Source organism: Bradyrhizobium sp. BR 1433, from assembly GCF_051547665.1.
GTDB classification, from domain to species: domain Bacteria; phylum Pseudomonadota; class Alphaproteobacteria; order Rhizobiales; family Xanthobacteraceae; genus Bradyrhizobium; species Bradyrhizobium australafricanum.
Genome location: NZ_JBPUGG010000001.1, coordinates 6,962,097 through 6,975,389 on the forward strand (window position 1 = coordinate 6,962,097; position 13,293 = coordinate 6,975,389).

The 13,293-nt window shown below is 64.5% G+C and carries 12 protein-coding genes; 11 read left to right on the forward strand and 1 reads right to left on the reverse strand.

The genetic code is table 11. The features are described from left to right. Nucleotides 1–2: 2 nt before the first annotated feature. The 11 genes from ACSKB9_RS33435 (at nt 3) to ACSKB9_RS33485 (ending at nt 11,916) form a co-directional block, all read left to right on the forward strand. Entirely contained in the window at nt 3–2,099 is a 2,097-nt protein-coding gene (locus ACSKB9_RS33435; protein ID WP_438078523.1) for a 3-hydroxyacyl-CoA dehydrogenase NAD-binding domain-containing protein, read from the forward strand. Between the two features lie 26 nt (nt 2,100–2,125). Beyond that, a complete protein-coding gene (locus ACSKB9_RS33440) occupies nt 2,126–2,557 on the forward strand; it encodes an acyl-CoA thioesterase (RefSeq protein WP_438080510.1) in 432 nt (143 codons plus the stop codon). A gap of 175 nt (nt 2,558–2,732) precedes the next feature. Continuing rightward, nucleotides 2,733–2,927, forward strand: coding sequence for a hypothetical protein (locus tag ACSKB9_RS33445; RefSeq protein WP_438078524.1), 195 nt, complete (start codon nt 2,733–2,735; stop codon nt 2,925–2,927). A 136-nt stretch (nt 2,928–3,063) separates the two neighbouring features. Beyond that, complete coding sequence (locus ACSKB9_RS33450) at nt 3,064–3,894, forward strand: DeoR/GlpR family DNA-binding transcription regulator (protein ID WP_438078526.1); 831 nt, start codon at nt 3,064–3,066, stop codon at nt 3,892–3,894. Between the two features lie 341 nt (nt 3,895–4,235). Further along, on the forward strand, nt 4,236–5,780 hold the full coding sequence (glpD, locus tag ACSKB9_RS33455) for a glycerol-3-phosphate dehydrogenase (protein ID WP_438078528.1): 1,545 nt from the start codon (nt 4,236–4,238) through the stop codon (nt 5,778–5,780). Then, a complete protein-coding gene (locus ACSKB9_RS33460) occupies nt 5,777–6,916 on the forward strand; it encodes an ABC transporter ATP-binding protein (RefSeq protein ID WP_438078530.1) in 1,140 nt (379 codons plus the stop codon). Before glpD ends, ACSKB9_RS33460 begins: the two co-directional genes overlap by 4 nt. Nucleotides 6,917–6,928: 12 nt before the next feature. After that, nucleotides 6,929–8,014 carry an ABC transporter ATP-binding protein gene (locus tag ACSKB9_RS33465; RefSeq protein ID WP_438078532.1) on the forward strand — a complete coding sequence of 362 codons (1,086 nt, stop codon included), beginning with the start codon at nt 6,929–6,931 and terminating at the stop codon, nt 8,012–8,014. Beyond that, nucleotides 8,014–8,916: a carbohydrate ABC transporter permease gene (locus ACSKB9_RS33470; protein WP_438078534.1), complete on the forward strand. Its 903-nt coding sequence runs from the start codon at nt 8,014–8,016 to the stop codon at nt 8,914–8,916. Before ACSKB9_RS33465 ends, ACSKB9_RS33470 begins: the two co-directional genes overlap by 1 nt. After that, a complete protein-coding gene (locus tag ACSKB9_RS33475) occupies nt 8,916–9,722 on the forward strand; it encodes a carbohydrate ABC transporter permease (RefSeq protein ID WP_438078536.1) in 807 nt (268 codons plus the stop codon). The genes ACSKB9_RS33470 and ACSKB9_RS33475 overlap by 1 nt, the downstream gene beginning before the upstream one ends. A gap of 9 nt (nt 9,723–9,731) precedes the next feature. Further along, on the forward strand, nt 9,732–10,058 hold the full coding sequence (locus ACSKB9_RS33480) for a DUF2160 domain-containing protein (RefSeq protein ID WP_016846242.1): 327 nt from the start codon (nt 9,732–9,734) through the stop codon (nt 10,056–10,058). Between the two features lie 115 nt (nt 10,059–10,173). Further along, on the forward strand, nt 10,174–11,916 hold the full coding sequence (locus tag ACSKB9_RS33485; RefSeq protein ID WP_438080512.1) for an ABC transporter substrate-binding protein: 1,743 nt from the start codon (nt 10,174–10,176) through the stop codon (nt 11,914–11,916). A 209-nt stretch (nt 11,917–12,125) separates the two neighbouring features. Here the strand turns inward: ACSKB9_RS33485 and ACSKB9_RS33490 are convergent, their stop codons facing one another. After that, nucleotides 12,126–13,229 (reverse strand): alkene reductase, encoded by a 1,104-nt coding sequence (locus ACSKB9_RS33490; RefSeq protein ID WP_057016961.1) that lies wholly within the window; start codon nt 13,227–13,229, stop codon nt 12,126–12,128. Between the last annotated feature and the right edge of the window lie 64 nt (nt 13,230–13,293).

Below are 13,293 nucleotides of genomic sequence, written 5' to 3' on the forward strand. Positions count from 1 at the left end.
TCATGGATTCACGGATCATGGACCTTCTCGCCGATCGCGTGCTCGAGCTCGGGCCGAAGCCTGCCGCCGACAGCCCCTACAAGAATTTCAAGCTGACGCGCGATGACGACGGTATCGCCTGGCTGCTGTTCGACCGCGCCGGCGCCAGCGCCAACATGCTGTCCGCCGATCTACTCGAGGAGCTCGATGCCATCGTCGCGGCGCTGGAGAACCAGCGGCCGACGGGTCTCGTGGTGCGCTCGGCCAAGCCAAGCGGCTTCATCGCCGGCGCTGACGTCAATGAGTTTCGCGGCGCCAGCGATTCCAGCGCGGTCGAGACCGCGATCGGTCGCGCCCATGCGGTGATCGACCGGCTCGAGGCGCTGCGCGTGCCCTCGGTCGCCGTCATCCACGGCTTCTGCCTCGGCGGCGGCCTCGAGGTCGCGCTGGCCTGCCAGATGCGGATCGCGATCGACGATGCCAGGTTCGGTTTCCCAGAGGTGATGCTCGGCCTGCATCCAGGTCTTGGCGGCACCGTGCGCTTCACCGAGCTGGTCAACCCGATGCAGGCGATGACCTTGATGCTGACCGGCAAGACCATCGACGCGCGCCGCGCCAAGGCGCTCGGCCTGGTCGACGCCGTCACCCAGGAGCGCCATGTCCGCAACGCGGTGAAGGACGCGGTGTTCGGCCGGCTGAAGCGCGCCAGGCCCGGCGTGCTCAACTCGATCCTCAATCTTGGTCCGGTCAGGGGCTTCCTCGCCTCGCGGATGCGCAGCGAGGCCGAGAAGGCGGCACCACGCAAGCATTACCCGGCGCCCTATGCGCTGATCGATCTGTGGGAGAGGCACGCCGGCAACCGCACGGCGATGCTGAATGCGGAGAAGGCCTCGTTCGCCAATCTGATGGTGACACCGACCGCGCAGAACCTGATCCGCGTGTTCTTCCTGCGCGAGCAGATGAAGAAGCTCGCCGGCAGCGGCAACAAGGTTGTGCACGTCCAGGTCATCGGCGCCGGCGCGATGGGCGGCGATATCGCGGCCTGGTGCGCCAACCAGGACATGCGCGTGACCTTGGCCGACATGAAAGCCGAGCCGATCGCGGGCGCCATGAAACGAGCGTCAGAGTTGTTCAGCAAGATCATGCGCAAGCGGATCGACCAGCGCGACGCGCTCGACCGGCTGATTCCCGACATGGACGGCGAGGGCGTCCGCAATGCCGATCTGATCATCGAGGCGGTGCCGGAAAAGCTCGAGCTGAAGCAGAAGGTCTATGCCTCCCTCGAGCCGAAGCTGAAGCCCGGCGCGATCCTCGCCACCAATACGTCGAGCATCCCGCTGCAGGATCTGCGCACCACGCTGGCACGGCCGGAGCGGCTGCTTGGCCTGCACTTCTTCAATCCGGTGTCGCGGCTGCAACTCGTCGAGGTCGTCAGCCATGACGGCACCGATGCGGCGATGCTCAAGGAGGCGCTCGCTTTCGTCGGCGCCATCGACCGCCTGCCGCTGCCGGTGAGGAGCTCGCCCGGCTTCCTCGTCAACCGCGCGCTGACGCCCTACATGCTGGAAGCGATGATGATGCTGGACGAGAAGACCGACCAGCGCCTGATCGACGCGGCCGCCGTCGAGTTCGGCATGCCGATGGGGCCGATTGAACTCGCCGACCAGGTCGGCCTCGATATCTGCCTCGATGTCGGCGACATGCTGCGCTCGAAGTTCGGCGACACGCTGCCGCCGACGCCTGCATGGTTGCGTGAAAAAGTCGCCAAAGGCGAGCTCGGCCGCAAGACCGGTAAGGGCTTCTACACCTGGAAGGACGGCAAGGCGGAAAAGGCGCCGCTGCCGGAGACCGGTCCCCGGGTCACCGATGAGATGATCGACCGCCTGGTGCTGCCGATCTCGAATGTCTGCGTCGCCGCCTTGCGCGAAGGCATCGTCGACAATCCCGATATGGTCGACGGCGCGATGATCTTCGGCACCGGCTATGCCCCGTTCCGCGGCGGGCCGCTCAACTATGCGCGCAGCCGCGGCGTCGACAATGTGGTATCGGCCATGCAGGCCTTGATGCGCAAGTTCGGCGGACGATTTGCGCCGGATCCCGGCTGGGAGGCATTCAAGTGAGCGATTCGCAAGTGACCAACTCGCAAGTGACCGACGCCCATGCTCACGCGCCGCTCAGCACCGACGCCGAGCCGAAAGGCGATCTCTGCATCCGCACGCTGGCGATGCCGGCCGACACCAATGCCAATGGCGACATCTTCGGCGGCTGGCTGCTCAGCCAGATGGATCTCGGTGGCGGCGTGTTCGCCTCCAAGGTGGCGAAGTCGCGCACCGTGACGGTCGCGATCGACGCGATGAACTTCCGCAAGGCGGTCAATGTCGGCGATCTCGTCTCCGTCCACGCCAATCTGGTGCGCATCGGCCGCACCTCGATCACGGTGCATCTCGAGGCCTGGGTGCTGCGCCGCCGCGAGCAGCAGTCGATCCTCGTGACCGACGGCAATTTCACCTATGTCTCGATCGACGAGCAGGGCCATCCGCAACCAATTCAGCGCGACGGCGCGACGATCGAAACCTGACATTTTTCGCGCGCCAGTGCCGCTGATTCGGTGTGAAAGGAAACGCGTCGAAACTGAGTCCGGAGCGTGGTTTGATTGCAAAAACCCGGAGTTTTCGGCGCTTCGCCGCGCAAATAATCGAGGAACAAACAGCCAGCAACTCCGTTGTCGGGCCGAAGTCAAACCGAGGCTGACAATGTCCGACAGTTACGTGATCGAAGTGAGTTCGCAGACGGCGGGTATCGTGGTGCGCGATACGCGTGGATATCAATTCTTTGCTGCATCGCACCTTTTCGACCGCCTTGAAGGTCAGATCTTCCGCAATGCGCGCGAGGCCGAGCGCGCGGCGCGCCGGCTGCTCACCGGTCAATCCATGGAGATGGCTTCGTAGAGCGCCTTCGCGTCATTGCGTGTGGCCCGGGCGAAGCGTCCACCTTCGCCCAGGCCTTCCCTGACCCGGCACTGCACGTTGACCTCCGTGCCGAACGGTCGCACCATGGGCGACTCGCCGTTTCAAGGGGGCCGCCGTGGCCGGACTCTCCCATCGCCAGACTGAAATCCTCAACATCGCGCGCGCGTTCGGCCGGGTCATGGTCGAAGACCTCGCCAAGCGATTCGAGGTGTCGGCGCAGACCATCCGCAAGGACCTCAACGATCTCTGCGACCAGCGCTCTCTGACGCGCATCCATGGCGGCGCGATCATCGCCTCGGGCGTCGAGAACCTCGCCTACGAGGCGCGCCGCTTCGTCGCCGCCGAGGAGAAGAAGGCGATCGGAGCTGCCGCGGCGGCACGGATTCCGAACGGCTGCTCACTGTTCATCAATATCGGCACCACCACGGAAGAGGTCGCGAGCGCGCTGACCTCGCATGAGGATCTGCTGGTCATCACCAACAACCTCAACGTCGCGATGCTGCTGTACCGCCATCCGCGCATCGAGGTGGTGGTGGCCGGCGGCACGGTGCGCCGCGCCGACGGCGCCGTGGTCGGCTCCACCGCGACGCAGCTGATCGGCCAGTTCAAGGTCGACTACGCCATCATCGGCGCCTCCGCGATCGACGAGGAGGGCGCGCTGCTCGACTTCGACTATCGCGAGGTGCAAGTCGCGCAGGCGATCATCGCCAATGCGCGCAATGTGATGCTGGTCTCGGACTCGACCAAGCTCCGCCGCAGCGCGCCGGTGCGGATCGCCCATATGAGCCAGATCCAGACCTTCGTGACCGATTCGCCGCTCCCTGCGGGCCTCGCCAATATCTGCCACAGCCGCGGTATCGAGGTGGTCGTCGCGATGGACAAGCCGCAAGTCGATCTCGACGACAACGGCGCCGACGCGGCGCCCGCGACGCTGCGCAGCGCGTAGTTTGCGATCTCGCTGCTGAGGCATCATCCTCGCACAGCTTTTTCCCCGTCATCCTGAGGAGCGCGCTCTTGCGCGCGTCTCGAAGGGTGAACGGCCACATTTGGGCCGCGCCCCCTTCGAGGCTTGCCCAGCGGCGCAATTGCGCCGCAAGGCTCGCACCTCAGGGTGGCGGTCTAGTACCGGATGCGTCGAACGAAACCTGCCCCCAGCCGCAATTACCCGCCCAAAAAATCCGCAACCCGAGTTCCCCATTTTCACTTTGCTTTCGTTTTTGGTTGTGATTTACTCCAATCCGAAAGTAAAACCGTCAAAGCGAAGGCGGTTGCCGGGGGAAGCGTTCTTTGGACCAGATTTACGACCTCGCCATCATTGGAGGCGGCGTTAATGGCTGCGGCATCGCGCGCGATGCAGCGGGCCGGGGTAACTCTGTTTTCCTCTGTGAAATGAATGACTTGGCTAGCGGGACGTCGTCCTGGTCGACCAAGCTCGTGCATGGCGGTCTGCGCTATCTCGAATATTACGAGTTTCGTTTGGTGCGCGAGGCGCTGATCGAACGCGAAATCCTCTGGCAGATCGCGCCCCACATCATTCGGCCGCTACGTTTCGTTTTGCCGCACCATGCCGGCCTGCGTCCGGCCTGGCTGCTGCGGCTCGGCCTCTTCCTCTACGACCATATCGGCGGCCGGCATTTGCTGCCGGCGACGCGCTCGGTCGATCTGACGCGCGACGCGGTCGGCAAGCCGCTGATCCCGGGCCGCTACACCAAGGGCTTCGAATATTCCGACTGCTTCGTCGACGACGCCCGGCTGGTTGCGCTGACCGCGCGCGATGCCGCCGATCGCGGCGCCGAGATCCGCACCCGCACCCGCGCGGTCGAGATCAGGCAAGTCGACGGCGTCTGGCACGCCACGGTCGAGGACAGCGTCACGGGTGTCCGCGACACGATCCAGTCACGCGTGCTGGTCAATGCCGGCGGTCCCTGGGTCGAACAGGTTCTGGCCTCGGGCGCCGGCGTCAACGCGCGCGCCAAGGTGCGCCTGGTGCAGGGCTCGCACATCGTGGTGCCGAAGCTCTACGACCACGACCGCGCCTACATCTTCCAGAACGCCGACGGCCGCATCATCTTCGTCATTCCCTATCAGAACGACTTCTCGCTGATCGGTACCACCGATCGCGACTATGACGGCGATCCGGCCAAGGTGAAGGCGACGCAGGAGGAGATCGAATACCTCTGCGCGTCCGCCAGCGCGTATCTCGCCAAGCCGGTGAAGCCCGAGGACGTGGTCTGGAATTACTCCGGCGTGCGTCCGCTCTATGACGACGGCGCGAGCGAAGCCAAGGCCGCGACCCGCGATTACGTGTTCGAGCTCGATACGCCAGGCGGTGCGCCGCTACTGTCGATCTATGGCGGCAAGATCACGACCTATCGCCGGCTCTCCGAAGAGGCGCTGGAGCGGCTGTCGCCTTATCTCCGCGGCACAAAGGCGCAGGAGGGCTGGACCGGCAAGGCGCCGCTGCCCGGCGGCGACATGGATGTATCCGCGGTCGCGGCGCTGAGCGCCGAATTGATCCGCACCTATCCGTTTCTCGCGCAATCGCACGCCAATCGTCTCGCGCATGCCTATGGCACGCGCGCCAGCAAAGTCTTGGGCAATGCAACATCGACGGCCGATCTCGGCCGCTCCTTCGGCGCCACCTTGACGGAAAGCGAAGTCAGGTACCTGATGGCGAACGAATGGGCTCGGACTGCGGACGATGTCGTCTGGCGACGATCCAAGCTGGGCTTGCGGATGACGGCGGGTGAAATCGCCGCGCTCGACGAGTGGATGCTCGCCAACCGCGTGTCCGGTGAACGTCCCCTCCGCGAAGCGGGAGGACGGGCATGAGCGTCACACTGCAGAATGTCACGCGAACCGTGGATGGCATTCCGACCATCCGCGACGTGTCGCTGACGCTGGAGCGTGGCACGCTCAGCGTGCTGCTCGGGCCGACGCTGTCGGGCAAGACCTCGATCATGCGGCTGCTCGCCGGCCTCGACAAGCCGACCACCGGCCGCGTGCTGGTCGACGGCAAGGACGTCACCGGCGCCGACGTGCGGCAGCGTTCGGTCGCGATGGTCTATCAGCAGTTCATCAACTATCCCTCGCTGACGGTCTACGAGAACATCGCCTCGCCGCTGCGCGTGCAGGGCAAGCCGCGCGCCGAGATCGAGCGGCGGGTGGCGGAAGCGGCCAGCCTGTTGCGGCTCGAGCCGTTCCTGAAGCGCACGCCGCTGCAGCTCTCCGGCGGCCAGCAGCAGCGCACCGCGATCGCGCGGGCGCTGGTCAAGGGCGCCGACCTCGTGCTGCTCGACGAACCCTTGGCCAATCTCGACTACAAGCTGCGCGAGGAGCTGCGCGCCGAGCTGCCGCGCATCTTCGAGGCCTCCGGCGCGATCTTCGTCTATGCCACCACCGAACCGTCGGAAGCGCTGCTGCTCGGCGGCGACACGGTGTGCATGTGGCAAGGCCAGGCGCTGCAAACCGGCGCGACGCCGAAGGTCTACCGCCATCCCGACACGCTGCGCGTCGCCCAGGTGTTTTCCGATCCGCCGCTCAACATCATCGGCATCGAGAAGAATGGCGCGCAGGTGATCTATGCCGGCGGCGAGCAGGCGCCCGCGGCCGGCCTCTATGCCAATCTGCCCGATGGCCGCTACCGGACCGGCTTCCGCGCGCATCAGCTCGAGGTCGGAAATGTCGCGGCCGGCCGCCACAAATTTTCCGCCGCGGTGACGGTGACCGAAATCACCGGGTCGGAGAGCTTTGTGCACGTCCATGTCCACGGCTCGAACTGGGTCGCGGTGCTGCACGGCGTGCACGAATATGAACCCGGGCAGGTGCTCGACGCCGCGCTCGATCCCGACAACATCTTCGTGTTCGACGCGGCCGACCGCCTCGTCGCGTCGCCCGCGACCGCGTTTTCGGGCGAGGTGCACCGCAGTGCGCGTGCTGCAAACGCGTCAGCCGGCACCGGCAAGTGAGGGAGATGCTTCATGGCCCGCATTGACCTCGTCGATCTCGCGCACTCCTACGGCGGCAACGACGCGCCGCAGGAGTCCTTTGCGCTGAAGCCGGTCACAATGACCTGGCGGCAGGGCGGCGCCTATGCGCTGCTCGGGCCGTCCGGCTGCGGCAAGACCACGCTGCTCAACCTGATCTCCGGCATCGTGACGCCGTCGCGCGGAAAGATCCTGTTCGACGGCCGTGACATCACGCCGCTGTCGACGCAGAAGCGCAACATCGCGCAGGTGTTCCAGTTCCCGGTGATCTACGACACCATGACGGTCGGCCAGAACCTGGCCTTCCCGCTGAAGAATCGCGGCGTCGCGAAGGCCGAGGTCGACGCGCGCGTCAGGCAGATCGCCGATCTGCTCGACCTCACGCCCTATCTCAAACGCAAGGCGACACGGCTCACCGCCGACGCCAAGCAGAAGATCTCGCTCGGCCGCGGTCTGGTGCGCTCCGACGTCGCGGCCGTCCTGTTCGACGAACCGCTAACGGTGATCGATCCCGAGCTGAAGTGGCAGCTGCGCTCCAAGCTGAAGGCGCTGCATCGCGAGCTCGACCTCACGATGATCTACGTCACCCACGACCAGACCGAGGCGCTGACCTTCGCCGACACCGTCGTCGTGATGCATGACGGCCGCGTGGTGCAGAGCGGTACGCCGGCCGAATTGTTCGACAAGCCGGCGCATACGTTCGTCGGCTACTTCATCGGCTCGCCCGGCATGAACATCGTGCCCGCCGAGGTCAGTGGTCACGAGGCGCGGGTCGACGGCCATGTCATCGGCCTGCATCGAAACTATGGTGCGCTACCTGCGGGCAAGAAGATCGAGATCGGCGTGCGGCCGGAATTCGTCGATGTCGCGCCGCCGGCGTCAGGGCTGCTGTCGGCCACCATCGAGCGGATCGACGATCTCGGCCGCATCCAGTTCGCCCGCGTGCGGGTCGGCGATACCAAATTTGCCGCGCGCGTGCCGCCGGGCTTCTCGGTCTCCGGCAACACCGCCGGGCTGATCTTCAATCCCGCGCATGTCCACGTCTATGCCGACAGCCATTTGGTGGAAGGGGTCGCCTGATGGACAAGACGATCAACCAAAAAGCCTGGTTCCTGGTGCTGCCGGTGTTCCTGGTGGTCGCGTTCTCGGCGGTGCTGCCGCTGATGACCGTCGTGAACTATTCGATGCAGGACACCTTCGGCAACAACCAGTTCTTCTGGAACGGCGTCGGCTGGTTCAAGGAGCTGCTCGATCCCTCGACCGATCTCGGCGGCCGCTTCCTGGCCTCGCTCGGCCGCAACCTGTTGTTCTCGGCGATCATCCTCGCGATCGAGGTGCCGCTCGGCATCATCGTTGCGCTGTCGATGCCGCGCGAGGGCTGGAGCGTCGCGGCCTGCCTCGTCATCCTCGCACTGCCGCTTCTGATTCCGTGGAACGTGGTCGGCACGATCTGGCAGATCTTTGGCCGGCCGGACATCGGCCTGCTTGGCTACACGCTGAATTACCTCGGCTTCAACTACAACTACGTCTCCAACGATCTCGACGCCTGGGCGACTGTGATCGTGATGGACGTCTGGCATTGGACCAGCCTCGTTGCGCTGCTCTGCTACGCCGGGCTGAAGTCGATCCCCGACGCCTACTACCAGGCGGCGCAGATCGACGGTGCCTCGCGCTGGGCGGTGTTCAAGGCGATCCAGCTGCCGAAGATGAACCGCGTGCTCTTGATCGCGGTGCTGCTGCGCTTCATGGACAGTTTCATGATCTACACCGAGCCGTTCGTCGTCACCGGCGGCGGCCCCGGCAACTCGACAACCTTCGTCTCGATCGAACTCGTCAAGATCGCGCTCGGCCAGTTCGACCTCGGCAAGGCGGCGGCGCTGTCGCTGGTCTACAATCTGATCATCCTGATCGTGTGCTGGGTGTTCTACACCGTGATGACCAATGCCGGCTCCGAGCGTCCGGCCAAGGAAGGAGCGGCGTGATGCATTCGATCCCCGGCCGCCGCCTGATCATGGCGCTGTTTTTGATCTTCCTGCTGTTGCCGATCTACTGGCTCGTCAACATGAGCTTCAAGACCAACGCCGAGATCGTCTCGACGATGACGCTGTGGCCGCACACGCCGACGCTGCAGCACTACAAGCGGATCTTCACCGACGAGAGCTGGTATTCGGGTTACATCAATTCGCTCGAATACGTCGTGCTCAACACCATCATCTCGATCGCGGTGGCGTTACCGGCGGCCTACGCGTTCTCGCGCTACCGTTTCCTCGGCGACAAGCATCTGTTCTTCTGGTTGCTGTCGAACCGCATGGCGCCGGCAGCGGTCTACGCGCTGCCGTTCTTCAATCTGTATTCGGCGATCAGCCTGTTCGACACGCCGTGGGCGGTCGCGCTCGCGCACTGCATCTTCAACGTGCCGCTGGCGGTGTGGATCCTCGAAGGCTTCGTCTCCGGCGTGCCGCGCGAGATCGACGAGACCGCCTTCCTGGACGGCTATTCGTTCCCGCGCTTCTTCATCAAGATCCTGGTGCCGCTGATCGCGAGCGGCATCGGCGTCGCCGCCTTCTTCTGCTTCATGTTCTCCTGGGTCGAGCTGCTGCTGGCGCGCACGCTGACCTCGGTGCAGGCCAAGCCGATCGCGGCGATCATGACGCGCACGGTCTCGGCGGCCGGCATGGACTGGGGCCTGCTCGCCGCCGCCGGCGTGCTCACCATCATTCCGGGCGCGCTGGTGATCTGGTTCGTCCGCAACTACATCGCGCGCGGCTTCGCGCTCGGCCGGGTCTAGGAGGCGATCATGGAATCCATCGCATGGATGGCCTGGACGCTGCCGACCGCGATCTTCTTCGTGCTGCTGGCCTCGACGCTCGGCGTGATGACCTGGCTCGCGGCTGTTTATCCCGAGGCCGAGCGGGTCGGCGTGCTGCGCATCCCGACCACGCGCGGCGATCGTTTGTTCATTTCGCTGGTACTGGCGGCGGTGATCCACCTGGTGTGGATCGGCCTCGTCGGCACCGATCCGATCCTCACCCTGCCGATCGGCGAGGGCGTGGAAATTTCGAGCCTGTGGCTCGCAACGCTGATTTCGCTTCTTTCAGCCGTGGCGATCTTTCGCACCGTCTGACGAAAGCGAAGAAGAGCAGATCCGGGGTCTACCCGGGCCTGGGGTTTTGTTTGTCGCTGCAACCGGAGGAATCATAATGCGACATTTGAGAACGACAAAGGATAGTCTTTTGACTATGACCAGCGCCGCCGCGCTGATCGCGGCTTCGCTCGCGGTCGCCACGCCGGCCCGCGCAGCCGACGATGCCGTGATCCAGAAGTGGATCGCGGAATTCCAGCCCTCGACGCTGTCGAAGGAAGACCAGAAGAAGGAGCTCGAGTGGTTCGCCAAGGCCGCCGAACCCTTCAAGGGCATGGAGATCAACGTCGTCTCGGAAACGATCACGACGCACGAATATAAATCGCAGACGCTGGCCAAGGCGTTCTCCGAACTGACCGGCATCAAGCTCAAGCACGACATCATCCAGGAAGGTGACGTCGTCGAGAAGCTGCAAACCCAGATGCAGTCGGGCAAGAACGTCTATGACGGCTGGATCAACGATTCCGACCTGATCGGCACCCACTTCCGCTACGGCCAGACCATCATCCTGTCGGACTACATGAAGGGTGAGGGCAAGGAGGTCACCGACCCGATGCTCGACGTCGACGACTTCATCGGCAAGTCGTTCACCACGGCGCCGGACGGCAAGCTCTACCAGTTGCCCGACCAGCAGTTCGCGAACCTCTACTGGTTCCGCTACGACTGGTTCACCAACCCCGAGTACAAGGCCAAGTTCAAGGCCAAGTATGGCTACGAGCTCGGCGTGCCCGTGAACTGGTCGGCCTATGAAGACATCGCCGAGTTCTTCACCAACGACATCAAGGAGATCAACGGCGTCAAGGTCTACGGCCATATGGACTATGGCAAGAAGGATCCCTCGCTCGGCTGGCGGTTCACCGACGCCTGGCTGTCGATGGCCGGCAACGGCGACAAGGGTATCCCGAACGGCCTGCCGGTCGACGAGTGGGGTATCCGCATGGAAGGCTGCCGTCCGGTCGGCTCCTCGGTCGAGCGTGGTGGCGACACCAACGGCCCGGCCGCGGTCTACTCGATCACCAAATATCTCGACTGGCTGAAGAAGTATGCCCCGCCGCAGGCCCAGGGCATGACCTTCTCGGAAGCAGGTCCTGTGCCGGCGCAAGGCAACATCGCCCAGCAGATGTTCTGGTACACCGCCTTCACCGCCGACATGGTGAAGCCGGGCATCGCCGTGATGAACGCGGACGGTACGCCGAAGTGGCGTATGGCTCCGTCGCCGCACGGCGCTTACTGGAAGGAAGGCATGAAGCTCGGCTATCAGGACGCCGGCTCCGTGACGCTCCTGAAGTCGACCCCGCCGGATCGCCGCAAGGCAGCGTGGCTCTATCTGCAGTTCATCATCTCGAAGTCGGTGTCGCTGAAGAAGAGCCATGTCGGTCTCACCTTCATCCGTGAGTCCGATATCTGGGACAAGTCGTTCACCGAGCGTGCGCCGAAGCTCGGCGGCCTGATCGAGTTCTACCGCTCGCCCGCGCGCGTGCAGTGGACCCCGACCGGCAACAACGTGCCCGATTATCCGAAGCTCGCGCAGCTGTGGTGGCAGAACATCGGCGATGCGTCGTCCGGTACCAAGACGCCGCAGCAGGCGATGGACGCGCTGGCCGCGGCCCAGGATTCGGTGATGGAGCGTCTTGAGAAGTCCGGTGTGCAGGGCGCCTGCGGACCGAAGCTGAACAAGAAGGAATCCGCCGAGTTCTGGTACAAGAAGGCCGAGAAGGACGGCACCATCGCTCCGCAGCGCAAGCTCGCGAACGAGAAGCCGAAGGGCGAGACGATCGACTACGACACGCTGATCAAGTCGTGGCCGGCCAACCCGCCGAAGCGCGCCGAAGCGAAGTAAGGCGCAAGGAAAGGCGTACCAGCCCACGCCATCCGAAGACGACGAAAGGCCGGGAGCGATCCCGGCCTTTTTGCTGATTGGCAGGTCATTCCGGGATGGTGCGCAAGCACCAGACCTCAGGTACGCAACTGCGCATCGGGGAATCTCGAGAATCCGGGTTCGATGCGTCGCATCGCCCCGGAATGACGATGTGGAGAGAGGAGCGCTCCCTACTCCGCCGCCTCGGTCGCCTTCAGCGTCGGATAATCCGTGTAGCCCTTGGCGCCGCCGCCGTAGAAGGTCGCCTTGTCCCATTCGTTGAGCGGCGCGCCGGTCTTGAGCCGCTCGACCAGGTCGGGGTTGGAGATGAACGGCTTGCCGAACGCGATCAGGTCAGCCGCGCCGGCTTCCAGCACCTTCTCCGCCAGCGCGAAGTCGTAACCGTTGTTGGCGACATAGGCCTGCTTGAAGCGCTTGCGCAGCGAGGCGTAGTCGAACGGCGCGATATCGCGCGGGCCGCCGGTTGCGCCCTCGACGACGTGGAGATAGGTCAGCTTCAGCGCACTGAGCTGGTCAACGATGTAGTCGAACAGCGCTTGCGGATTGGAGTCGGTGATGTCGTTGGCGGGCGTCACCGGCGAGATCCGGATGCCGGTGCGATCGGCACCGGCCTCGGTGGCGACCGCCTTGGACACGTCCAGCATCAGCTGGGCGCGGTTCTCGATTCCGCCGCCATAAGCGTCGGTGCGCTTGTTGGTGCCGTCGCGGGCGAACTGGTCGAGCAGATAGCCGTTGGCGCCATGGATCTCGACGCCGTCGAAGCCGGCCGCCAGCGCATTCGCCGTGCCGCGCTTGAAGTCCTCGATGATCCCGGGAATTTCCGACAATTCGAGCGCGCGTGGCTCGGACACGTCGGCAAACGTGCCGTTCACGAAGGTCTTGGTCTTGGCTTTGATCGCGCTCGGCGCCACCGGTGCGCCGCCGTTCGGCTGCAGTGCGACATGCGAGATGCGGCCGACATGCCAGAGCTGGATGAAGATGCGGCCACCGCGCTCATGCACCCGATCGGTGACCCTGCGCCAGCCCTCGACCTGTTCCTTCGAATAGATGCCGGGCGTGTCCTGATAGCCCTGGCCCTGCTGCGAGACCTGGCTCGCCTCGGTGATCAGAAGGCCGGCGGAGGCGCGCTGGCCGTAATAGTCCACCGCGAGCGGGCTCGGCACCATGCCGGGCGGCACCGCGCGGTTGCGCGTCAGTGGCGCCATCACCAGGCGGTTCGGCAGCGTCAGCGCGCCGAGCTTGTAGGGCTCGAGAAGTTTGGTCGATTGGCTCATGTAAATGTTCCAGAGAATGACTGATGAAGGACAATTGTGCATTGCCGCGACGAGCGCAATGCCC